This window comes from Erwinia aphidicola (assembly GCF_014773485.1).
GTDB lineage: Bacteria > Pseudomonadota > Gammaproteobacteria > Enterobacterales > Enterobacteriaceae > Erwinia > Erwinia aphidicola.
This window is the reverse complement of record NZ_JACXBP010000007.1, coordinates 106,250-129,276: the sequence shown is the minus strand read 5'-3', so window position 1 is coordinate 129,276 and position 23,027 is coordinate 106,250. Positions and strand designations below refer to the sequence as shown.

Genomic DNA, 23,027 nt, shown 5'->3' with positions numbered 1-23,027 from the left:
CCGGCGGGCTGTACTGCCCTACAATTTTCGCTCACTTGTAAAGTACGAAAATGATTACCCTGGACAGACAGGGCCTGCCGGAGCCATTCATGTTGAAACGTCTATTTGTTACCGGAACCGATACAGAAGTCGGCAAAACGGTGGTGTCCCGCGCGCTGCTACAGAAGCTGGCAGCGCAGGGTAAACAGGCCGTAGGCTATAAACCTGTGGCTAAAAGCAGCCAGCAGACGGAAGAGGGGCCGCGCAATAAAGATGCGCTGGTTCTGCAGGCTTCATCATCGATTCTACTGCCGTACCAGGCGATTAACCCGGTCACCTTGCTGGAAGATGAAATCAGCACCAGCCGCACGCCGATTGATTACGCCACGCTCAGCCATGGGCTGAGGGCACTGGACGGGCAGGCGGATTACACCGTGGTGGAAGGGACGGGCGGCTGGCGCAGCCTGATGAACGATTTGCGTCCGTTATCGGAATGGGCGGTGCAGGAACAGCTGCCGGTGGTACTGGTGGTGGGGATCAAGCTGGGCTGCATCAGCCATGCGCTGCTGACGGCGCAGGCGGTAGTGAATGATGGATTGCCGCTGCTGGGCTGGGTTGCCAACCGGATAAATCCGGGGCTGGCGCACTATGCGCAAATTATCGACGTGCTGAGGGATAAGATCCCGGCGCCGCTGCTGGGGGAGCTGCCGTATCTGCCGCGAGCCGAAACGCGCGAGCTGGCGCACTATCTCGATTTAAGCGCGCTAAAGCTGTAGAAGATTAGGCAGCAACATCGTAGGGGGCAGGCATGCCTGCCCCATTCCGAATCCTGGGGGGCGGGCATGCCTGATCGGCTCCGAATCTTTTGGGGTCAGGCATGCCTGACCCCTACCCAGATGATTAGCTAACGTTCAGTACGCGGCGGGTACGGCCTGAACTGAGGTAATCCGCAATATAATCCTGCGAAATCTCCCCGCTGTAGCGGCCGTCTTCATCGACGATCGGCATCCAGACCAGATTGTGCTCGTACAGCTTTGACAGCACCACGCGCAGGTTCTCTTCCGCCTTGCCGGTGACGGTAAACTTGTGCAGCATATCGGCACAGACGCCGCTGGCAGCGCGCGCCTCGCGACGTTTCACAAAGCCCAGCGGTTTGCCGTCGTTATCCACCACGGTGATTGAACGTAAATCGTTGTCATCCATCATGCCGAACGCTTCTGCCAGCGGCGTGGATTTTTGCACGGTAAGCGTAGGCTGCCGATCGGTAACATCGCCCGCCTGCACCAGCAGCAGCCGCTTCAGCGTGCGGTCCTGGCCAACAAACGACCCGATAAACTCGTTAGCCGGTTTTGCCAGCAGCTCATCCGGGCTGGCGCACTGCACGATTTTTCCCTGGCCGAACACGGCAATACGGTCACCGAGCTTCAGCGCCTCATCGATATCGTGGCTGACCAACATCACGGTTTTCTTCAGCTGGCGCTGCATCTCGAGGAACTCATTCTGGATCACTTCGCGGTTAATCGGGTCGACCGCACCGAACGGCTCATCCATCAGCAGCACCGGTGGGTCCGCCGCCAGCGCGCGGATTACCCCAATGCGCTGCTGCTGGCCGCCGGACATCTCGCGCGGATAGCGGTGAAGAAACTTGTTGGCATCCAGCGCCATCATGCTCATCAGCTCGCGAGCGCGCTCTTTGCAGCGCTGCTTTTCCCAGCCCAGCATACGCGGCACCACGGTAATGTTCTCTTCGATAGTCATATTCGGGAACAGCCCGATCTGCTGGATCACATAGCCAATATTGCGGCGCAGCGTCACGGTGTCTAAGCCGCTGGTATCCTCGCCGTTAATCAGAATTTTGCCGCTGCTGGAAGGGATCAGGCGGTTAATCATCTTCAGCGTGGTGGTTTTGCCGCAGCCGGAAGGGCCGAGCAGGACGCACATTTCGCCTTCCGGCACGTTCAGGCTGACATTATCAACGGCGTTAAAGCTGTTACCGTTTTTCTGCTTAAAGGTTTTGGTGAGGTTTTCCAGTTTTATCATTATCGAATCCCCTTAGGTGTCAGCGCCAGCTGCAGGCGGTGCAGCAGCCAGTCAAGAATAATAGCCAGTAAACAGATCATTAATGCGCCAGCAATCAGCATACGGATATCACTGCCGCTGATGCCGTCCAGCAACAGCAGGCCAAGGCCGCCCGCGCCGATAATCGCGGCAATCGCCATCACGCCAACGTTCATCACCACCGCCGTGCGGATACCGCCGAAGATGACCGGCAGCGCCATCGGGATCTCCACCCAGCGCAGGCGCTGCCAGAACGTCATGCCGATACCGCGCCCGGCTTCACGCAGCCCATCCGGCAGGTTTTCCAGCGCGGTGTGCGTGTTGCGCACAATCGGCAGCAGCGAGTAAAGGAACACCGCAGTCACGGCGGGCAGTACGCCGATGCCCTGACCGATCATCGAAAACAGCGGGATCATCAGGCCAAACAGCGCAATCGACGGAATGGTCAGCACGATAGTTGCCAGCCCTAATATCGGCGTTGCCAGCCACTTAAAACGCACAATCAGAATGCCGAGCGGCACGCCAATCACAATGGCGAAGCCCACCGCCAGCGCCACCAGCCATAAATGCTGGAAGGTGAGGGAAGCGAGGTAGCCCCAGTTATCAATAATGTAGTGAAGGGTATCCATAACTGTCTCCTCAGAGCATGCCGTGAGATTTCAGGAAATCGCGGGCCACCTGCTGCGGCGATTGATGGTCAATATCCACGCGTTTATTCATTTCGGTTATTGCCTCATCGGTGATCAGCGGCGACAGCTTATTCAACGCCGTATCCAGCCCCGGATGATCTTTCAGCGCCTGCTCGGTCACCACCGGCGTTACCGCATAGCTTGGGAAGAAGCCTTTATCATCCTTCAGCACTTTCAAATCGAAGCCTTTTACGCGCCCGTCAGTGGTGTACACCAGACCGGCATCAACAAAGCCATCACGAATGGCGTTGTAAACCAGCCCCGGGTCCATCTGGCGGATCTGCGGGCGGTCCAGCTCCATGCTGTAGGCTTTCTGTAACGGCTTCAGGCCATCGGAGCGCCCGGCAAACTCAAGATCAAGGCCCAGCATCCAGTTATGGTCGGGGTCGTTTTTGCGCACCTGCTCCAGCTTTGCCACCATTTGTGACATCGTATCAATATGCTCGGCGTCGGCGCGTTCGCGCTTCATGGCGAAGGCGTAGGTGTTGTTCATCGGCGCGGGGTTGAGCCACACCAGACCCAGCCTGGCGTCCAGCTTTTTCACCGTCTGATACGCTTCATCAGGCGGCATAGGTTTTGAAATATGGTTAAAAATAATCAGCGAGGTACCGGTATATTCCCAGGTCATATCGACCTGCTTGTTGATCATTGCGTTACGGGCGATGGTGGTGGCAATGTTGGTTTTGGGTTCCACTTCAAAGCCCTGCTTGCGCAGGTACTGGGTGGTCAGCGCCGACAGAATATGCTGTTCGGTAAAGCTCTTAGTGGTCATCACCAGCGGTGCCGCCGCAGCCGCGCCGCTCAGCGCCAGCGAGGCGGTCAGCGCCAGTGCGCCGTGGCGCAGCCAGCGGGTAAACAGGAAATCAGCCATTATCAGCTCCTTATTATTGTTATGCCGCAGTATGCGGGCTGAGCAGGCGGCCAAGACCGGCCAGCAGCATATCCAGGATCAACGCAAACAGTGCCGTGGCGGCAGCGCCAAGGATCAGCGTAGGGAAATCATTCAGGTAAATCCCCGGGAAAATCAGCTCGCCGTAGCTGCTGGCACCAATCAGAAACGCCAGCGGGGCGGTGCCGACGTTAATTGCCGTCGCCACGCGAATGCCGGACAGCATCACCGGCCACGCATTGGGCAGCTCAACCTGGTACAGGCGCTGGCCTTTCGTCATGCCAATGCCGTCAGCGGCCTCCAGCAGTGAAGCGGGCACCGAGCACAGGCCGGCGTAGGTGTTGCGCACAATCGGCAGCAGCGACGCCAGAAACAGTGCGATAATCGCCGGGCGATCGCCAATGCCGATCACCACCATCGCCAGCGCCAGTACCGCCAGCGGCGGCAGGGTATTGCCGACGTTAAAGATCTGCATCACGTATTCCGCCCAGCGGCGGGCAAAAGGGCGGCTAAGAAGAATGCCGCTCGGAATACCAATCAGCAGCGCAAACAGCAGTGACCAGAACACCAGCTTCATATGTTGCTGACCGAGGTAAATCAGATCAACGCGGCGAGCCTGAATAGTCTCTACGCCAAGCCCCCAGACCAGCAGGCCAACGATAGCGGCGATAAACAGCACCGCCAGTAAGGCACGCTGCAACAGCGTGGAATTTTGCATATCATGGTTCTCCCTGGATGCAGATAAGCACTAAAAGTGATGATTAAATGTGTTACTAGCGTTTTACCCGGTAAGTTCGCCTAAAAATCTATAGCAGCGAAGCGGGAGAAGTGCCAAATTTTAGGCCGAAAATCAGGGGGATAGTTTTAAGCTAAACACGCTTAAGCCTTTGCCAGCGCTGGAAAAGCCATCAATGAAAAAAATTTATCGTCAACAGGTGACAATGTCACTTATACAGATAAGCACATTTCGGAAACTGTTTGCTCTAAAATGCTCCACACTAAAGGGATGAACGAAGGACGGGGAAACTATGTCGGAAAATATTGCTAATCCAGTGGCGCAGCGCCACTGGATCCTGATCGCCTCGATGCTGGCGATGTTTATGGCGGCGATCGAGGTCACCATTGTTGCTACAGCTATGCCCACGATTATCGCCGAGCTGGGAGGTTTCTCACAGTTTGGCTGGGTGTTCTCTATCTATCTGCTCACCCAGGCAGTCAGCGTGCCGATTTACGGGCGGCTGGCAGATTTATGGGGCAGAAAGCGCATGTTCTTTATTGGTACAGGCCTGTTTTTATGCGGTTCGGTGCTGTGCGGCTTCGCCACCAATATGGGCTGGCTGATCCTGTTCCGCGCACTACAGGGGCTGGGGGCCGGGGCCATTATGCCGCTCACCTCCACGATTATTGCCGATGTCTATCCGCCGAAAGAGCGGGCGGGGATCCAGGGCTGGCTGTCCAGCGTCTGGGGCGTGGCGGCGATCGTTGGTCCGTTAACCGGGGCGTGGCTGGTGCAGCACTTTAACTGGGCGCTGATTTTCTGGGTCAATGTGCCGATCGGCATTATTTCGATGCTGCTGCTGGCGCGCTTCTTCCCGGAATCGAAGGAGAAAAGTCCGCACCGCCTGAACCTGACGGGCAGCGCCTTGCTGATGCTGACGGTCAGCGCGCTGCTGGTGGCGTTACTGCAGGCGGAATCACTGGGGCTGCCATTGGTCGCCGGGCTGGTCATTGTGGCATGCATCGCCGGCTACGCCTTGCTGCACCACGAGCGTAACGCCAACCAACCGCTGTTCCCGATGGCCATCTGGCGTAGCCGCACGCTGCTGGCAGGTAATGCCGGAAATCTGCTGATCGGTGCGGCGATGATGGGCATCAGCGCCTTTCTGCCCACCTGGATCCAGGGGGTTAACGGCGGCACGCCGCTGCAGGCGGGCAGTGCGCTGGCGATGATGTCAATCGGCTGGCCGCTTGCCAGTACGCTGAGCGGGCGCCTGATGCAGCGCACCTCGTACCGCTTTACCGCGCTGCTCGGCTCGCTGCTGTTAATTGCCGGCACCGCGCTGCTGCTCACCCTGCATCGTGAAAGCCCGGTGTGGCACGCCGGCTTTTTCGCCTTTGTGATTGGCACCGGGATGGGCATGACCAGCACCACCTTCCTGATTGCGGTGCAAAATACCGCCGACTTCGCCATTCGCGGCATCTGTACCGCGTCAATCATGTTTAGCCGCATGCTCGGCTCGGCGCTGGGAACGGCGGTGATGGGAGCGGTGCTGAATTATAATCTGCTGCTGCGCCTGCCGCATAGCAACGACCCGGTACAGCAGGTGATGTCCCATAGCCAGCGCGCGGCGATCGAGGCGGACAGCCTGCAGCATATGCTGAGTGAAATCGCGCTGTCGCTGCATTGGGTATTTGCAGTATCGCTGGGGGTGGCGGTGATGAGCCTGCTGGTGTCACGGATGATCCCGGCGCTGAAACCGCATTAATTTTTTGAGGCGGGTCAGGCATGCCTGACCCCTACAAATGACGAATATATTATAACTTTATAATTGTTGAGGCGGGCCAGGCATGCCTGACCCTGCAGATGGGGTAAATATTATAACGTTTGGTAGGGGCCAGGCATGCCTGGCCAGCGGAATGTTACTGCGCGGAAGTATCCTGCGAGGTACCGGCAGCAGTAGGGACGCTGCTGTCATCGTTATTGCCACTGCGCTTGTAAACAATCTTCTGCGTGTCGTTTTCGCAATGACCTACGACCTGACCACCCGCCTGATCGGCCTGGTCATTCGGCACGATATCCAGCGTAAAGCCGGAGGCCGGAACCCCGTTGTTGATGATTTTCTGGTTAATATCGGCCTTGACCGTTTCGCAAGATGCCTGAACGGCCAGAGGAGTGGCAACGACGAGGGCGGTTAATATCCACTTGAAACTCTTCATCTTATCATCCTTAAATTAGCAGTAATAACAGTGCCGGAGTGGTTAAGGCGTGACCGGACGACCGGTGCGACGGTCGAGGCAGCGCAGGGTTTTCGGCTCCCAGTAGGCATTCAGATTGAGGCTTTTTTCACAGGCTTCGCTGGTATCAAAAGCGCGGTCAACGCGGTCGAACTCTTTCTCGGTGCGGGAATTAACCTTATGGCGCAGATTGCGGGTGTCATCCCACTGCTCTTTCTGCTGGCGCGCTTCTTCTTTAGTCAGTGAGTTATCGCCATCCTCAATCACCAGGCGGTCGGTGCGTGCCTGCGCGCTGTGCTGGACGGAGAACAGGGCTGCCAGCATTAATAGCGGCAGTGTCGCCTGCTTCAGACGGTGTTGTACTGTTTTCATCATAGTTTCCTTTCAGTGGGCAGCCCGCTGTCGCGACTGCGCGGACGATGTTTGTTAGTATATCACCAGCTTTCAGGCAGCGACCAGTCACGCGGTTGCGCCGTTGAACTTTGAGTGAGAATTTACCTTTGCTGACCACCATTTTACTTTTCTTTGCCACCGCACTGGCCGAAATCGTCGGCTGTTTCCTGCCGTATCTGTGGCTGAAAAAGAACGGTTCGCCATGGCTGCTGCTGCCGGCAGCAGTCAGCCTGATGCTGTTTGTCTGGCTGTTGACGCTGCACCCGGCCGCCAGTGGGCGCGTCTACGCCGCCTATGGGGGCGTGTATGTGGTCACGGCGCTGCTGTGGTTGCGCTTTATTGAGGGTGTTCGGCTTAGCACTTTCGACTGGGTTGGGGCGCTGGTGGCGTTCTGCGGAGTGTTGATTATCGTTGCCGGATGGGGGCGGGCCTGAGTCGCCCGCCGCAGGTTAATTACCCTTTGTGCACGCGCAGGCCAGCCTGACTTTGGCCGACTGGCATCATCTCCAGCGCGTTGATATTGACGTGTTTCGGCAGGGTAGCCACCCACCAGACCGCTTCGGTCACATCTTCCGGCGTCAACGGTTCGGTGCCGTCATACACGCTACCCGCTTTGGCATCATCGCCCTTAAAGCGCACATTGGAGAACTCGGTGCCGCCGACCAGGCCCGGTTCGATATCGGTAACGCGCAGCGCGGTGCCGTGCAGGTCGGTACGCAGGTTAAAGCTGAACTGACGTACAAACGCTTTGGTCGCGCCGTAGACGTTACCGCCCGGGTACGGCCAGCTGCCGGCAATCGAACCGATATTAATGATATGGCCGACGTTGCGCTCCACCATGGCGGGCAGAATGGCGCGCGTCATATACACCAGGCCCTTGTTATTGGTGTCGATCATATCTTCCCAGTCTTCCAGGCTGGCACGCTGTGCCGGTTCAATGCCCAGCGCCAGGCCGGCATTATTCACCAGCACGTCAATGTTGCGCCATTCCGCCGGCAGGCTATTCACCGCCGCGTCAATGCCGGCGCGGTCGCGCACGTCGAGAACCAGCGTATAGACGCTGTCGCCCAGCTCCTGCTGTAACGCATCCAGGCGCTCCTGGCGGCGGCCGGTGGCAATGACTTTATGTCCCTGAGCGACAAAGCGGCGGGTAATACTCTGACCAAAACCGGCGGTCGCACCGGTAACAAATACGATCATCTCACTGTTCCTCAACACATTTTGGATTTTTCTTACCTTAACATTATGCCGCGCCGCCGATAAAGGAGCGTTTTGTTATGGGTTAATACCAAAAGCTGCACACTGCTGGTGCACCTCAAGGCAGAAATGCGCCAAAAAAGGGCGCAGGCCCGGCCAAATAAAATGTCATCCCAATCATTAAGCGCACTGTTGCCCATTAGCAATCGGTTGCATTATTAGCAACCGATTGCGCAATCGTTTATTAAGCCTGAATAACAGAGTTTATTAAGGATAATTTTAACTGCCTGTAATTTAAGGGGAATTTATTTTTCCCGGCTGGCACAACAATTGCAAAACTACACTGATAAGAAAGTTATTTGATTACGGGTAAAAACCTCACTGCTGGTAAATACTGAACAGGGTGAGGCCGCCTCAATAAAGGAAATGTTATGTCAGTGACCTATACCCAGGCGATACGCGCCAGCTTTTTTGATATCACCCGCACGGTGGAAAACCCTCAGCAGCTGCCAGACGCCGCACGCCATATTGAAGATGGACTGCTGCTGCTGAACGCGGGCGAAATCGTCGGCCTGTATGAGTGGCAGCAGGGGCAGCACCTGCTGCAGCCGGGGAATGGGGCACTCGACTATCGCGGCCGCCTGATCGTGCCTGGCTTTGTCGACACCCATATTCACTACCCGCAAACCGAAATGATCGGCGCGTTTGGTGAGCAGCTGCTGGAGTGGCTCAATCAGTACACCTTCCCGGTGGAAAGCCAATATCACTGCCCGCAGCACTCGGCGCGCATGTCGGCATTTTTTCTCCAGCAGCTGCTGAGCAACGGCACCACCACCGCGCTGGTATTTGGCACCGTGCATCCTGAATCGGTCGATGCACTGTTTACCGCGGCTGCGGCGCTGGAGATGCGGCTGATTGCCGGCAAGGTGATGATGGACCGCAACGCGCCGGAGAGCCTGACCGAAACCCCGCAGCAGAGCTACCAGCAGACCAAAGCGCTGATCGAACGCTGGCACAATCACGGCCGCCTGAGCTACGCGCTGACCCCGCGCTTTGCCCCGACCTCCTCCCCGCAGTTACTGAGCAAGGTACAGCAGCTGCGCGCCGAATATCCGGATATTTGGCTGCATACTCACCTGAGCGAGAACCCGCAGGAGGTCGAATGGGTGAAGGCGCTGTTCCCGCATCACAACGGCTATCTTGACGTTTATCACCAGTACCAGCTAACCGGCAAGCGCAGCCTGTTTGCCCACTGCCTGCATCTTGACGATGGCGAGTGGGACTGCCTGCACGCCACGGATTCCGCGGTGGCATTCTGCCCGACCTCTAATCTGTTCCTCGGCAGCGGGCTGTTTAATCTGCAAACCTGCTGGCATAAAGGGGTAAAGATGGGTATTGGCACCGACGTCGGCGCGGGCACCACCTTTAATATGCTGCAAACGCTGGGCGAGGCTTACAAGGTTGGCCAGCTGCAGCGCTACAGGCTCTCAGCCTGTGAAGCTTTTTACCACGCCACGCTGGGCGGCGCGAAAGCGCTGGATCTCGACCAGAAGATTGGCAATTTCATGCCGGGCAAAGAGGCCGATTTTGTGGTGCTCGATCCGGCTGTTTCCCCGCTGCAGCAGATGCGCCACGCCAACAGCCGCGATATCTGGGAAAAACTGTTCGTGCTGATGACGCTGGGTGACGACCGCAATATCGCCGCCACCTGGGTCAACGGGCGCTGCGTCTGGCAGAGCGATAAAATGGAGCGTGCAGCATGATCCAGTTCTTACTCAATCAGCGCCTGGTAAGCGAGCAGGAGATCGACCCGAATCTGACGGTGCTCAACTATCTGCGCCAGAACCAGCGGCGCTGCGGCACGAAAGAGGGCTGCGCCTCCGGCGATTGCGGCGCCTGCACCGTCACGCTTGGCCGCGTAGAAAACGGGAAAATGCACTATGAAACGGTCAACAGCTGCCTGACGTTTGTCAGCAGCCTGCAGGGCAAACAGCTGATTAGCGTTGAAGATCTGCGCCAGCCGGAGGGGTTACACCCGGTGCAGCAGGCGATGGTTGACTGCCACGCGTCGCAGTGCGGCTTCTGTACGCCGGGCTTTGTGATGTCGCTGTTCACGCTGCAAAAGCAGGGCAGCGCAAACCATCAGCAGATTGAGCAGGCGCTGGCGGGCAACCTGTGCCGCTGTACCGGCTATCGGCCAATTGTTGCGGCGGCGCAGCAGGCCTGTGCCACGCCGGTCAGCGACAGTTTTCAGCAGCAGGAAGCCGCGACGGTAGAACGTCTGCTGGCGCTGCAAAACAGCGAGATGCAGGAGATCGCGCGGCAGGGCAACCATTGCCTGCTGCCAAAAACTCTCGGTCAGCTCAGCGCGGCGCTGTTGGCCAATCCGCAGGCGCGGCTGCTGGCGGGCGGCACCGACCTGGCGTTGCAGGTGACGCAGCAGCATCAGGCGCTACCGCTGATGATTGCTCTCGGCCACGTCGATGAACTGAAACAGTGTGAAATTGGCAGCGAGGAGATTGTGCTGGGGGCCGGGGCCTCTTTACATCACTGCTGGCAGCTACTGAGCGCGGAAATCCCGGCGTTCAGCCAGCTGCTGGAGCGCTTTGCCTCACTGCAGATCCGCCATCAGGGCACGCTGGGCGGCAACATCGCTAACGCTTCGCCGATTGGCGATACGCCGCCGATGCTGCTGGCGCTGGACGCGGAGCTGCTGCTGCAGCGCGGTGATGAAGTGCGCCGCCTGGCAATCAGTGAGTTCTTCCTCGGCTACCGTAAAACCGCGCTGCGCGCTGGCGAGTTTATCCGCGCTATCGTGATAGCCAAAACGGCGACAGGACGAAATTTCCGCGCCTGGAAGGTCTCCAAACGGCTGGAGGATGATATCTCCGCCGTATTTGCCGCTTTCACGCTGCAAACCGATGCGCAAAACTGCGTGTCGCACGTGCGCATTGCCTTTGGCGGCATGGCGGCGATCCCGCAGCGCGCTTTGCGCTGTGAACAGCTGCTGCTTGGCCAGCCGCTGACGCTCTGCGCCATCGAACAAGCCTGCAAAGCCCTGGAGCAGGAGTTCCAGCCGCTGAGCGACTTCCGCGCCAGCGCGGCTTATCGCCTGCAGCTGGCGAAAAATCTGCTGCGCCGCTACTACGCCGATCTCAACGGTGAACTGACCATTACGGAGGTTGCCCGCTATGTCTCATAATCGCCCGCAGGTCAGTGAAGAGGTGATTGCCCACCAGTTTAAGCAGGGCATTCAGAACGGCGTTGGCAAGAGCAACAAGCATGAGAGCGCGGCGCTGCACGTTAGCGGCGCAGCGCAATATATTGACGATCGCCTCGAGCTGCCTGGGATGCTGCATCTCTGCCCACGCCTCAGCGAACATGCCCATGCGCGCATTATCAGCATTGATGTCGCAGCCTGCTACGCGGTGCCCGGGGTAGTGAGCGTGCTGACCTGGCGCGACGTGCCGGGTGATGTGGATATCGGGCCGCTGGAGCCTGGCGACCCGCTGCTGGCGCAGGACGTGGTGGAGTATGCCGGGCAGATGGTGCTGGTGGTGGCGGCCGAAAGCGAGCAGGCGGCGCGTCAGGCGGCGATGCTGGCAAAAATAGAGTACCAGCCGCTCACCCCGCTGCTGGACGTGAAGCAGGCGCTGGAGCAGCAAAGCTTTGTCCAGCAGCCGCACATCCACCAGCGCGGCGATGCGCAAGCGGCGCTGGCGCGTGCGGCCCACCGCCTGCAGGGCGAATTTCACATCGGCGGTCAGGAGCACTTCTATCTGGAAACTCAGGTGGCGCTGGTGGTGCCCGGCGAAGATCGTGCGCTGCAGGTTTACTCATCAACCCAGAACCCGACCGAAGTGCAGAAGCTGGTGGCCTCGGTAATGGGCGTGACGATGAATAAAGTGACCATCGACATGCGCCGTATGGGCGGCGGCTTCGGCGGTAAAGAGACGCAGGCCGCGGGCGTTGCCTGCCTGTGCGCGGTAGCGGCAGGTAAAAGCGGCAGGCCGGTAAAAATGCGCCTGTCGCGCCGCGACGATATGCGCACCACCGGCAAACGCCATCCGTTCTTTGTGCGCTATGACGTCGGGGTGGATGATGAAGGGCGCTTCTGCGGGGTAAAAATTGATCTGGCGGGCAACTGCGGCTATTCGCTCGATCTCTCGGGTTCTATCGTCGATCGTGCGATGTTCCACGCTGACAATGCCTATTACCTTGGCGATGCTCTGATTACCGGCTATCGCTGTCGCACCAATACCGCGTCCAATACCGCCTATCGCGGCTTTGGCGGGCCGCAGGGCATGGTCGCCATTGAGCAGATTATGGACCATATCGCCCGCGAGCTGGGCCTCGACCCGCTGGAAGTGCGCAAGCGTAACTACTACGGCAAAGAGACGCGCAACGTCACCCACTATTATCAGACGGTGGAAGATAACCTGCTGGAGGAGATGACCGCCCAGCTGGAAGAGAGTGCAGGCTACGCCGCCCGCCGTGCCGAAATCTCGGCGTTTAATGCCGCTAACAGCGTAATGAAGCGCGGCCTGGCGCTGACGCCGGTTAAGTTCGGCATCTCGTTTACCTCCAGCTTCCTGAACCAGGCCGGGGCGCTGATCCTGATCTACACCGACGGCACGGTCCAGCTGAATCACGGCGGCACCGAGATGGGCCAGGGGCTAAACACCAAAGTGGCGCAGATCGTCGCTGAAGTGCTGCAGATCGACGTCGATCGCATCCAGATCACTGCGACCGATACCGGCAAAGTACCCAATACTTCACCGACGGCGGCCTCCAGCGGCACCGATCTCAACGGTAAGGCGGCGCAGAATGCGGCGGAGATCCTGCGCGACCGGCTGATCGCCATGCTGTGCAAAGTACATCACTGCTCTGAGGAGCAGGTGCGCTTCAGCAACGGCATCGTCAAAGTTGGCGACAAGCATTTTACCTTCGCCGAAGTGGCGCAGCAGGCGTGGCTCAATCAGGTGCCGCTCTCCGCCGCCGGCTATTACCGCGTGCCGGGCATCCACTACGATCGCCTGGCGGGACGCGGGCAACCATTCTATTACTACGCTTACGGCGCGGCCTGCGCGGAAGTGATGGTGGATACCCTGACCGGCGAATACCGCCTGCTGCGTGCCGATATCCTGCACGATGTGGGCGCTTCGCTTAACCCGGCGATTGATATCGGCCAGGTTGAAGGCGGTTTTGTGCAGGGCATGGGCTGGCTGACCACCGAGGAACTGGTGTGGAATGCCGAAGGGCGGCTGATGACCGATGGCCCGGCCAGTTACAAAATCCCGGCGATTGGCGATGTGCCGCACGACCTGCGCGTGACGCTGGTCGAAAATCGCAAAAATCCAAAAGAGACCGTGTTCCATTCCAAAGCGGTCGGCGAGCCGCCGTTTATGCTGGGTATTGCGGTGTGGTGCGCGCTGCAGGACGCGGTTGCCAGCGTAGGCGGCTATCGCCAGCATCCGCTGCTGGATGCCCCGGCTACCCCGGAGCGAGTGTTCTGGGGGGCGGAAAAAATGCGTGCGGGAGGGGATAATGCGTAGCGATGACTGGATCACTATTCTGGCGAATCTGCGCGCGCGCGCTGAGGCCTGCGTGCTGCTGACGGTGCTCGATGATAAAGGCTCAGTGCCGCGCGATCGCGGCAGCAAGATGATCGTCAGCCAGCATAACTCCTGGCTGACCATTGGCGGCGGCCATCTGGAGTTTCAGGCCATTGCTATTGCCCGCGAGATGCTGCAAACCCCGGGTGTGCAGGCGCGGCATGAGCAATTCAACCTTGGTGCACGCCTCGGGCAGTGCTGCGGCGGCGTCACCAGTATTCTTTTCGAGCCGCTGGTACAGCCGCAGCCGCAGATCGCCGTGTTTGGCGCCGGGCACGTCGGTCAGGCGCTGGTGAACCTGCTGTCAACGTTACCCTGTCACGTATTTTGGGTTGATGAACGGCCTCAGCAGTTCACGGCGGTGCCGCCAGGGGTGACGACGTGCTGTCTGGAAGACCCCCTCGATCAGGTCAAGCTGATGCCCGCCAACAGCTATTACGTGGTGATGACCCACCATCACCCGCGCGATTTACAGCTGTGTGAAGCGATCCTGCGGCGCGGCGATGCGCGCTATTTTGGTGTGATTGGCTCTGAAACCAAGCGCCAGCGCTTTGATTACCGGCTGGAGGGCAAAGGCTTCAGCCGCGAGCAGCTGGCTGGGATGCGCTGCCCGATAGGGCTACCGGACGTGAAAGGCAAGCTGCCCGCCGAGATTGCCGTGGCGGTGGCGGGGGAGATCATCGCCTGTTATCAGCGCCAGCAATGACTTTGCAACCCGGCGCATCTGCGCCTAAGCTGGTGATTCGTCAACAGGGATGAGGGTAAAGTTATGAGGATTGCACCGTTAGTCTGGGCCATCAGTATGGCAGTCACCGCCAGCGTGCAGGCGGCAGAATCGCAAAAGGAACATCAGCAGATGCAGAGACAGCAAGATAACCCGTTCAGCAAGGCCAGTACATTGCCGTTCCAGGCACCGCCCTTCGACAAGATCCACAGTGCCGACTATCGCCCGGCACTGGAAGCGGCGATAGCGGAAAAGCGCGCCGAAATCGCCCGCATCGCCGACAACCCGGCCGCACCGACCTTTGAAAATACATACCTGGCGCTGGAGCAGAGCGGTCAGAGCCTGGCACGCGTGTATAACGTTTTCAGCGCGATGACCTCCGGCAATACCAGTGATGAACTGCAGGCGCTGGATGAGGAGATGTCGCCAAAACTGGCGGCGCTCGACGACGATATTCACCTCAACGGCAAGCTGTTCGCCAGGCTGGACGCGGTGTATCAGCAGCGCCAGCAGCTGAAGCTGGATGCGGAGTCGCTGCGGCTGACAGAGGTCACCTGGCAGGCGTTTGAACTGGCCGGAGCGCAGCTTTCCGACGCGGATAAAACTCAGCTCAAAGCGCTGAATCAGGAGTCTGCCACGCTCAGCACCCGCTTCACCAACCGCCTGCTGGCCGCCACCAAAGCGGGCGGCGTCCTGTTCAGCAGCGAGCAGCCGCTGGCCGGACTGAGCGCCGGAGAAATTGCCGCAGCGGCCGATGCGGCCCAGGCGCGCGGGCTGAGCAACCAGTGGCTCCTGACCCTGCAAAACACCACCCAGCAGCCGGACCTGCAAACCCTGAGCGCGCGCGCGACGCGTGAAAAACTGTATCAGGCCAGCTGGACGCGCGCCGAAAAAGGTGACGCCAACGACACGCGCGAGCTGATTGCCCGGCTGGCGCAGGTGCGGGCGCAGCAGGCCAAACTGCTGGGCTTCGACAGCTACGCCGCCTGGAAGCTGCAGGATCAGATGGCGAAAACCCCGCAGGCCGCGCTCGATTTTATGCGCCAGATTGTCCCGGCAGCCACCGCGCGCGCCGGGCGTGAAGCGGCAGATATCCAGGCGGTCATCGACCAGCAGCAGGGCGGTTTTACCCTGGCGCCGTGGGACTGGCTGTTCTACGCCGAGCAGGTGCGCCGCGCCAAATATGACCTCGACGAGGCGCAGATCAAACCTTACTTCGAACTGAACAACGTGCTGGAGAACGGCGTGTTCTATGCCGCGACTCAGCTGTACGGCATTACCTTTAAGCCACGCCCCGATCTGCCGGTCTATCACCCGGATGTCAAAGTGTATGAAGTGCTGGATAAAGACGGCACGCCGCTGGCGCTGTTTTACGCCGACTGGTTCAAGCGTGATAACAAAGGCGGCGGCGCGTGGATGGGCAACTTTGTCGAGCAGTCGACGCTGCTGGGCAGTAAGCCGGTGATTTACAACGTGGCGAACTTCAGCAAGCCGTCGCCCGGCCAGCCTGCGCTGCTGTCGTGGGATGATGTGATTACGATGTTCCACGAGTTTGGTCATGCGCTGCACGGCATGTTCGCCGACCAGCGCTACGCCAGCCTGTCCGGCACCGAGACGCCGCGTGATTTTGTTGAGTTCCCGTCGCAGTTTAACGAGCACTGGGCCAGCAACCAGCAGGTGTTCAGCCACTTCGCCCGCCACTACCAGAGCGGGGAGCCGATGCCAGCGGCGCTGCGCGATAAGATGCTGCGTGCCAGCACCTTCAACAAAGGCTATGACATGAGCGAGCTGCTGGCCGCCGCGCTGCTCGATCAGCACTGGCACGGGCTGCATGCCGACCAGCCAGTGCAGAAAACCGATGAGTTTGAACAGCACGCGCTGAGCGAGGAGAAAATCAACCTGGCCGCCGTGCCGCCGCGCTATCGCTCCAGCTACTTCCAGCATATCTGGGGTAACGGCTACGCCGCCGGTTATTACGCCTATCTGTGGACCGAAATGCTGGCGGATGATGGCTTTGCGTGGTTTGAAGAGCACGGCGGCCTGACGCGGGAAAATGGTCAGCGCTTCCGTGACAAAGTGCTGTCACGCGGCAACAGCGAAGATCTGAAGCAGCTCTACCACGACTGGCGCGGGCGTGACCCGGAGATCGAACCGATGCTGCGCAACCGGGGTTTGCAAGAATAACGCCCAGGGGCCGATCTTCTGTTTCGATCGGCCCTGCTTACAGGGGCAAATCGCGGGCTAGGCCAGCGGACCGCCCTGGATGGTTTCGCACATGCCGTTCAGGATGCGCTCGCCAGTCTCCTCGCGCAGCCCCGCGTACCACTCTGCGGTCACCGCTGGCTCTTTGGCGTGGGTAACATCACAGCGCTTACGCGCCTTCAGCACCAGATCCTTTACCCGCCCGGCGCGCTTGTCCTGATAGCGCAGCAGCGCATCTTCAATGCCCAGCGAATTGCTGTGCAGCATCATCGCCAGCACCACCGCATCCTCCATCGCCGCACAGCCGCCCTGGCCGATATCCGGCGTGGTGCTGTGTGCCGCATCGCCCAGCAGCGCTACCCGGCCTTTAACCAGCTGCGCAAAAGGTTCGATATCGTGGATCTCCACGCGGTTAGTGGTTTCCGGGTTCAGCCGTTCAATCAGCTGCTGCACCGGCGCGGCCCAGCCGGAGAAATACCCCTTCAGATCGCTGCGCAGGGTGCTGCGGTCTTGCGCCAGCCCTTTTGGCAGCGGCACGTCGAAGAAGAAATAGAAGCGGTTGCCCGCTACCGGCATCAGCGAAACGCGCTTGCCTTCACCGACAAAGGTGGTCCACTGGTCGCCCGGAGCCAGTGATTCATCAATCTCCACCAGGCCGTTCCAGTTTACGTAGCCCGCGTAACGGCGCTCGGTGGCATAACCCAGCACGTGCTGGCGGATCGCCGAGTGGGTGCCGTCGCAGGCGATCAGCAGGTCGCCGTGTGCTTCTGAACCATCGTCGAAGTAAGCAGTGACACCGTCACTTTTTTCTTCCACGCTGACCACCCGTTTGCCGAACTGAACAGAGTCGCGCCCCCAGGTATCCAACAGCATCGCCTGAAGCTCGGCACGCGCTACCGGATACGGGCGCTCGCCGGAATCCTTAACCAGCGGGTCAAGGCTGAAGCGGGTCAGAGTTTCCGCGCTGTACCCGTCTTTGTAGGCCATCATCTGCATCGGACCGCCAATGGCGCGCAGGGCTTCTCTCATCCCCAGATAGTTGAGGCATTTCACTCCGTTTGGCCAGACTGAGATCGCCGCACCTACCGGTTTGATCTCTTTCACCGCCTCGAACACCTCGCACTCAATGCCGCCGCGCCGCAGCGCAATCGCCGCACACATACCGCCAATACCGGCACCTATGATAATTGCTTTCATCTGTCTCTCCTTTGCGTCATGAGTAAATAAAAGCAATTTCCATACCAGTTTCTTATGAGACAAAAAGTGCCGCCAGCAGGCGAACAATGCGGTTGTTGAAACAAAGGTTGCAGGGAGGTGGCGAACAAATACGGTGCAGTGCACCACGGCGGTGCTTATCGGGTGAAACATTCGTTCTCAGAGAGGCCCTTTTTACTGGCATTTTTTGTGATATTTGCCACAGTAGCATTTCAACGTTAAAGGAGATGCGGCCATGACCATCATTGCCTGCCTGCACGCGGCCAGAAGCAATATAGAAGTGTTCGAGCAGTCGCTCGGCGCGCTCGGCTATGAAGACGTCCAGCTGCTGCACCGGGTGGAGAGTGAACTTTTTGATCAAGCCATTGAGCAGCAGCATGTCACCCCGGAGATCGCAGCCGCCACGCGCCAGGCCATTGAAGAGCTGTGTCAGCAGGCGGATGCGGTGATTGTCACCTGCACCACGCTTGGGGTGGCGGCATACGAGGTCGCCTTCAGCAAACCGGTGGTGCGCATTGATGCCACGCTGGCGAAAATCGCCTCGCGCTATCACGGCACGATACTGGTGCTCTGTACCGCCAGCTCGACGCTGGCCTCCACCACCCAGCTATTTAGCGCCTTTATTCCCGGTGAACGGCTGGTGATCGAACTGATTCCGCGCGCGTGGGCCTGGTTCAATCAGGGCGACATTGACGGCTATCATCAGGAAATTGCGCACTATATTCAGCAACGTCCGGAATGCACCCTGGGCTGTATCGTGCTGGCGCAGGCGTCGATGAGCGGGGCGGAGCGCTTTATTAACAGTACGCTGGCGGTGCTGAGTGGCCCGCAGGTCAGCCTTCAGGCCGCGATTGATGCCAGCCACTGATTGCCTGAAGCGGGCGCGGGTCACGCCCGCGGCGTGGCGGAAAAAAAAGGGTGAGTTGCTGAAAAAATTCTTTATGCTGTGCTCACCACTTTGTTGCGAAACTGTTATCAGGTAAAAAATGTTCGATTTGACCCTCGCTATTCTGCTGTTCCTTGCCGCCCTGAGCTACTTCAGCCACAACCTCACCGTCACCATTGCGCTGCTGGTGCTGGTTGCCATTCGCATGACGCCGCTGCAGCAAACCTTCCCGTGGATTGAGAAGCAGGGCGTCACGGTGGGGATCATTATCCTGACCATTGGCGTGATGGCGCCGATTGCCAGCGGTTCGCTGCCATCCACCACGCTGATGCACTCGTTCCTGAACTGGAAATCGCTGCTGGCAATCGCGGTGGGCATTTTCGTTTCATGGGTTGGCGGGCGCGGCGTGCAGCTGATGAGCAGCCAGCCTACCGTCGTTGGTGGGCTGCTGATCGGCACCATTATCGGCGTCTCGCTGTTTCGCGGCGTGCCGGTCGGGCCGCTGATTGCCGCCGGGCTGGTGTCGCTGATGATCGGGAAATCCTGACCAGATATGTTATCCTGCCGCCCAATTTTTTACTGACAGAGAAAAGCCGTGAGCACCAAACAGGATAAACGTAACAAACGCGCCAAACTGAAAGCCAAACAGGCCAATAAGGCCCGCGCCCACGGACGCCAGCTGGATGCCGTTGGCCGCCAGAACTACGTCGCCACCCCGGAGATGCTGGAACTGTTCGCCACCTTACCCGCGCTGGATGAAAGTGGTGATATGCCATTTGTCGCTGAAATTTACCGCTGGTCGCTGGCCGAATATCAGTTTGACGGCAGCAATGAAGAGGGCGAGCAGCTGCAAGTTGCGGCACTGTGCGTGATGTACATTCACTGGGCCACCAGCGACGGTGCCGATACGCTGGTGCAGAATGAACTGATCGAGGCGGCGCTGCGCCTGGTCGAAGAGAACGAGGCATTTAAGCAGCGTTACCAGCAGGCCGAAGCGGACGCCCGGGCGGAAAAGATCTAAAAAAAGGCAGGTTCCTAAAGGAGCCTGCCATTCTTCGAGCCAACCCTACATCAATACGGTTTTTGAGGGGCTATATTGCTCTTAACCCGGATAGATCCCGCGATCCTTACGTGCCATCAGGATGCGCTCGCACGCCACGATATAGGCGGCGGTGCGCAGGCTGCACGTCTTCTCACGCGCTTTATCCCAGACGTGGACCATCGCTTCGGTCATAAGCTTATCCATGCGCTCATTAATTTCGTCCTCGCTCCAGAAGAAGCTGGCCATATCCTGCACCCACTCAAAGTAGCTGACGGTTACGCCCCCGGCGTTACACACGACGTCCGGCACGACGGTAATACCGCGTGAGGCCAGCACGTCATCGGCTTCCGGGAAGGTTGGGCCGTTTGCGCCTTCCAGCACGATGCGGCAGTGCAGTTTTTCCGCGCGCTGACGGGTGATCTGACCTTCCAGCGCGGCAGGGATCAGAATCTCCATTTCTACGTCCCAGAATGCCTCATCGCTGATAACGTCTGCGCCGCTGAATCCGGCAATCTTTTTATTGGCTGCCTGCCACTCACTCAGCGCGACCAGGTCGATGCCTGCCGCGTTGAACAGCGTGGCGCTGTGGTCCTGAATCGCTACCACGCGCGCCCCGGCATCGTTAAACAGGCGCGCTGCTTCGCTACCGACGTTACCAAAGCCCTGCACGGCAACTCGCGCACCTTCAATTTCAATGCCGCTGCGGCGTGCCACTTCACGGCCGGTAATAAATACGCCGCGCCCGGTGGCTTTTTCGCGCCCCAGTGAACCACCAAGGTGGATAGGCTTACCGGTCACAACGCCCGTGATGGTGGTGCCGTGATTCATTGAATAGGTGTCCATCATCCACGCCATCACTTTAGCGTTGGTGCCAACGTCCGGCGCAGGAATATCTTTTTGCGGGCCGATGATCAGGCCAATTTCGCTGGTGTAGCGGCGCGTCAGGCGCTCGAGCTCGCCTTCCGACAGCGCAAAGGGGTCAACGCGGATCCCGCCCTTGGCGCCGCCATACGGCAGGTTAACCGCCGCACATTTGATCGTCATCCACGCAGAAAGCGCCATGACTTCATTAAGATCCACATTAGGATGGTAACGAATACCGCCTTTACCCGGGCCGCGCGACAGGTTGTGCTGCACGCGGAAGCCTTCGAAGTGGCGGATGCTGCCGTCGTCCATTTGCAGCGGAATGTCTACAATCAGTGCACGTTTCGGATGACGCAGGGTATCCACCCAGCGCGACAGGTCGCCGAGATACGGCGCGACGCGATCGATCTGCTGCAGATAGGTTGACCAGGCCGTCTTGCTGCCTTCAGAAACGTAAGAGAGCTTTTCCATAACAAACCTTCATATGTGTAGAGCCTGTCCGTCAGGGGCAAATGCCGTGCGGGGAGCTCTTAGTTATAAATACTGTCATACCGTGGATGACTCAGTGAATCTCACTAAGTCGCCGCTAATTTAACATCAAAAAAAGGTTTCAAAGTTTTTAAATAAATGTGAAATCCTGTGTTTTAAGCGCAATTCAGCATGACTAACTGCATAGTTAGCGGGTAAAACTGCGCTGACTTTACAGACCGACAGTTGGCAGGCGGTAGTTATGCAGATAAACTGCATATCTGGTTTTTTCTTTATATTTTTCAGAAATTTGAATGCGATCAAACTTTGGCGCTAATGACTGTTTTTCCCATTGTTTAAGCATAAATCGGCCATCACCCCACCACCACAGGAGAAGTCACCATGTTAATGGATGCAGAACAGGTCAGGCAGAATTTTCCACTGGTTAATCAGCTGTGTGCCTTACAACCGGTTACCTGGTTCAACCCTAAAGCCACGACGCTGGCACAGGGCTATGCGCACGTCGGCCTGACGCGTGAACAGGTGGTGGAAGCCAGCGCCCGGCTGGCGCGTTTTGCTCCTTACCTGATGCAGGTATTCCCGGAAACGCGCGCCAGCAACGGCATCATTGAGTCGGAAATTTGCCCGCTGACCCGCTTACAACCGGTGCTTGATGCACGCTATCAGCACGCGCTGCCCGGCAGTTTGTGGTTAAAGAAAGATAGCCACCTGCCGGTGTCGGGCTCGATTAAGGCCCGCGGCGGCATCTATGAAGTGCTGGCACATGCGGAAAAGCTGGCAATCGATGCCGGGCTGCTGAAGGAGACGGATAACTATGCCTGCCTTGCTTCCGCGCCGCTGCGCCAGTTTTTCAGCCAGCGGCGTATTGCCGTCGGCTCGACCGGAAATCTTGGCCTGTCGATCGGGATTATCAGTGCCAGCCTCGGTTTTGATGTCACGGTCCACATGTCGGCGGATGCGCGCGCGTGGAAAAAGCAGAAGCTGCGCGAGCACGGCGTAAAGGTGGTGGAGTATCAGCAGGATTACGGCGTGGCGGTGGCGGAAGGGCGCCGTCAGGCCGAGTCCGATCCGCACTGTTTCTTTATCGACGACGAGAACTCCCATAACCTGTTTCTTGGCTATGCGGTGGCCGGGGAACGGCTGAAGCAGCAGTTTGCTGCGGAAAATATCCGGGTTGATGCACAGCATCCGCTGCTGGTCTATCTGCCGTGCGGCGTCGGCGGTGGCCCCGGCGGCGTGGCGTTTGGCCTTAAGCTGGCCTTTGGCGACAGCGTGCACTGCATCTTTGCCGAGCCGACGCACTCTCCGTGCATGCTGCTGGGCGTACACACCGGCCTGCATGATGAGATCGCGGTACAGGATCTGGGAATCGACAACCGTACCGCAGCGGACGGTCTGGCGGTCGGGCGCGCCTCCGGTTTTGTGGGCCGCGCAATGGAGCGTTTGCTAAGCGCCTTTTATACTCTCAGTGACGAAGAAATGTATGCGCTGCTCGGGCTGCTGTATCAGCATGAACAGCTGGCGCTGGAACCGTCGGCGCTGGCGGGAATGGCAGGGCCGTGGCGTATCAGCGCGCAGCCTGAAAAGCTGGCTCAGCAGGGCATCAGTGCAGCGGCGCTGGCCGGTGCGACGCACTTAGTCTGGGCGACCGGCGGCGGCATGGTGCCGCCTGCGGAGATGGCGCAGTATCAGGCCAGCGCACTAAAAGCGCTTAATCCGTAAGCAACTGGCGCTTACAGAGTAAGCCGAAGCGGCAGATCGGCGCTTCCGCACTTTGCCTGAACCGCTTTACGCGCTATTCTGACGCCCTTATTTCATGAGAAAGTTAAT

21 protein-coding genes are annotated in these 23,027 nt (G+C 58.7%); 12 read left to right on the top strand and 9 right to left on the bottom strand.

The window, feature by feature from the left end; all coding sequences use genetic code 11:
• Nucleotides 1–89: 89 nt before the first annotated feature.
• On the top strand, nucleotides 90–755 hold the full coding sequence (bioD, locus tag ID864_RS17390; RefSeq protein ID WP_048916084.1) for a dethiobiotin synthase: 666 nt from the start codon (nucleotides 90–92) through the stop codon (nucleotides 753–755).
• A gap of 124 nt (nucleotides 756–879) precedes the next feature.
• Here the strand turns inward: bioD and osmV are convergent, their stop codons facing one another.
• Genes osmV through osmY form a run of 4 tightly spaced genes read right to left on the bottom strand, consistent with a single transcriptional unit; the run spans nucleotide 880 to nucleotide 4,333 of the window.
• Complete coding sequence (osmV, locus tag ID864_RS17385) at nucleotides 880–2,019, bottom strand: osmoprotectant ABC transporter ATP-binding protein OsmV (RefSeq protein WP_048918755.1); 1,140 nt, start codon at nucleotides 2,017–2,019, stop codon at nucleotides 880–882.
• The gene (osmW, locus tag ID864_RS17380) at nucleotides 2,019–2,666 is read right to left on the bottom strand and encodes an osmoprotectant ABC transporter permease OsmW (RefSeq protein ID WP_062818664.1); all 648 of its coding nucleotides are present in this window, start codon (nucleotides 2,664–2,666) and stop codon (nucleotides 2,019–2,021) included. The genes osmV and osmW overlap by 1 nt, the downstream gene beginning before the upstream one ends.
• 10 nt (nucleotides 2,667–2,676) lie before the next feature.
• Nucleotides 2,677–3,597: a glycine betaine ABC transporter substrate-binding protein gene (locus ID864_RS17375; protein ID WP_048918796.1), complete on the bottom strand. Its 921-nt coding sequence runs from the start codon at nucleotides 3,595–3,597 to the stop codon at nucleotides 2,677–2,679.
• Between the two features lie 19 nt (nucleotides 3,598–3,616).
• Nucleotides 3,617–4,333 (bottom strand): osmoprotectant ABC transporter permease OsmY, encoded by a 717-nt coding sequence (gene osmY / locus ID864_RS17370; protein WP_062818665.1) that lies wholly within the window; start codon nucleotides 4,331–4,333, stop codon nucleotides 3,617–3,619.
• Nucleotides 4,334–4,643: 310 nt separating this feature from the next.
• On the opposite strand from osmY, the gene ID864_RS17365 reads away from it, so the two are divergent.
• Entirely contained in the window at nucleotides 4,644–6,101 is a 1,458-nt protein-coding gene (locus tag ID864_RS17365) for an MDR family MFS transporter (protein ID WP_191149455.1), read from the top strand.
• Between the two features lie 154 nt (nucleotides 6,102–6,255).
• On the opposite strand, the gene ID864_RS17360 is transcribed toward ID864_RS17365, so the two are convergent.
• A complete protein-coding gene (locus tag ID864_RS17360; protein ID WP_048916082.1) occupies nucleotides 6,256–6,552 on the bottom strand; it encodes a DUF1161 domain-containing protein in 297 nt (98 codons plus the stop codon).
• A gap of 42 nt (nucleotides 6,553–6,594) precedes the next feature.
• On the bottom strand, nucleotides 6,595–6,942 hold the full coding sequence (locus ID864_RS17355) for a DUF1283 family protein (protein ID WP_099755163.1): 348 nt from the start codon (nucleotides 6,940–6,942) through the stop codon (nucleotides 6,595–6,597).
• A gap of 128 nt (nucleotides 6,943–7,070) precedes the next feature.
• Between ID864_RS17355 and ID864_RS17350 the strand changes: the two genes are divergently transcribed.
• Nucleotides 7,071–7,397: a YnfA family protein gene (locus tag ID864_RS17350; protein WP_187499217.1), complete on the top strand. Its 327-nt coding sequence runs from the start codon at nucleotides 7,071–7,073 to the stop codon at nucleotides 7,395–7,397.
• A gap of 19 nt (nucleotides 7,398–7,416) precedes the next feature.
• On the opposite strand, the gene ydfG is transcribed toward ID864_RS17350, so the two are convergent.
• Complete coding sequence (ydfG, locus tag ID864_RS17345; RefSeq protein WP_048916079.1) at nucleotides 7,417–8,163, bottom strand: bifunctional NADP-dependent 3-hydroxy acid dehydrogenase/3-hydroxypropionate dehydrogenase YdfG; 747 nt, start codon at nucleotides 8,161–8,163, stop codon at nucleotides 7,417–7,419.
• Between the two features lie 428 nt (nucleotides 8,164–8,591).
• Here ydfG and guaD point away from each other — a divergent pair, with 428 nt between their 5' ends.
• The 5 genes from guaD (at nucleotide 8,592) to dcp (ending at nucleotide 16,683) form a co-directional block, all read left to right on the top strand.
• Nucleotides 8,592–9,923: a guanine deaminase gene (gene guaD, locus ID864_RS17340; protein WP_191149454.1), complete on the top strand. Its 1,332-nt coding sequence runs from the start codon at nucleotides 8,592–8,594 to the stop codon at nucleotides 9,921–9,923.
• The gene (gene xdhA, locus ID864_RS17335) at nucleotides 9,920–11,362 is read left to right on the top strand and encodes a xanthine dehydrogenase small subunit (RefSeq protein WP_191149453.1); all 1,443 of its coding nucleotides are present in this window, start codon (nucleotides 9,920–9,922) and stop codon (nucleotides 11,360–11,362) included. Before guaD ends, xdhA begins: the two co-directional genes overlap by 4 nt.
• Nucleotides 11,352–13,715, top strand: coding sequence for a xanthine dehydrogenase molybdopterin binding subunit (gene xdhB / locus ID864_RS17330; RefSeq protein ID WP_187497862.1), 2,364 nt, complete (start codon nucleotides 11,352–11,354; stop codon nucleotides 13,713–13,715). The genes xdhA and xdhB overlap by 11 nt, the downstream gene beginning before the upstream one ends.
• Entirely contained in the window at nucleotides 13,708–14,481 is a 774-nt protein-coding gene (xdhC, locus tag ID864_RS17325; RefSeq protein ID WP_191149452.1) for a xanthine dehydrogenase accessory protein XdhC, read from the top strand. The genes xdhB and xdhC overlap by 8 nt, the downstream gene beginning before the upstream one ends.
• Nucleotides 14,482–14,544: 63 nt before the next feature.
• A complete protein-coding gene (gene dcp, locus ID864_RS17320; RefSeq protein WP_099754694.1) occupies nucleotides 14,545–16,683 on the top strand; it encodes a peptidyl-dipeptidase Dcp in 2,139 nt (712 codons plus the stop codon).
• 57 nt (nucleotides 16,684–16,740) lie between these two features.
• Here dcp and hpxO read toward each other — a convergent pair whose 3' ends face one another.
• Nucleotides 16,741–17,898: an FAD-dependent urate hydroxylase HpxO gene (hpxO, locus tag ID864_RS17315; RefSeq protein WP_048916073.1), complete on the bottom strand. Its 1,158-nt coding sequence runs from the start codon at nucleotides 17,896–17,898 to the stop codon at nucleotides 16,741–16,743.
• A 253-nt stretch (nucleotides 17,899–18,151) separates the two neighbouring features.
• Between hpxO and ID864_RS17310 the strand changes: the two genes are divergently transcribed.
• The 3 genes from ID864_RS17310 to ID864_RS17300 all read left to right on the top strand — a co-directional run bounded on the left by ID864_RS17310 (nucleotide 18,152) and on the right by ID864_RS17300 (nucleotide 19,823).
• The gene (locus ID864_RS17310) at nucleotides 18,152–18,784 is read left to right on the top strand and encodes a hypothetical protein (protein WP_187497820.1); all 633 of its coding nucleotides are present in this window, start codon (nucleotides 18,152–18,154) and stop codon (nucleotides 18,782–18,784) included.
• A gap of 118 nt (nucleotides 18,785–18,902) precedes the next feature.
• Entirely contained in the window at nucleotides 18,903–19,349 is a 447-nt protein-coding gene (locus tag ID864_RS17305) for a DUF441 domain-containing protein (RefSeq protein WP_048916071.1), read from the top strand.
• A 48-nt stretch (nucleotides 19,350–19,397) separates the two neighbouring features.
• On the top strand, nucleotides 19,398–19,823 hold the full coding sequence (locus ID864_RS17300) for a hypothetical protein (protein WP_048916070.1): 426 nt from the start codon (nucleotides 19,398–19,400) through the stop codon (nucleotides 19,821–19,823).
• A gap of 81 nt (nucleotides 19,824–19,904) precedes the next feature.
• Here ID864_RS17300 and ID864_RS17295 read toward each other — a convergent pair whose 3' ends face one another.
• Nucleotides 19,905–21,179 (bottom strand): Glu/Leu/Phe/Val family dehydrogenase, encoded by a 1,275-nt coding sequence (locus tag ID864_RS17295; RefSeq protein ID WP_048916069.1) that lies wholly within the window; start codon nucleotides 21,177–21,179, stop codon nucleotides 19,905–19,907.
• Between the two features lie 405 nt (nucleotides 21,180–21,584).
• On the opposite strand from ID864_RS17295, the gene ID864_RS17290 reads away from it, so the two are divergent.
• On the top strand, nucleotides 21,585–22,919 hold the full coding sequence (locus ID864_RS17290; protein ID WP_048918804.1) for a D-serine ammonia-lyase: 1,335 nt from the start codon (nucleotides 21,585–21,587) through the stop codon (nucleotides 22,917–22,919).
• Nucleotides 22,920–23,027: the final 108 nt, after the last annotated feature.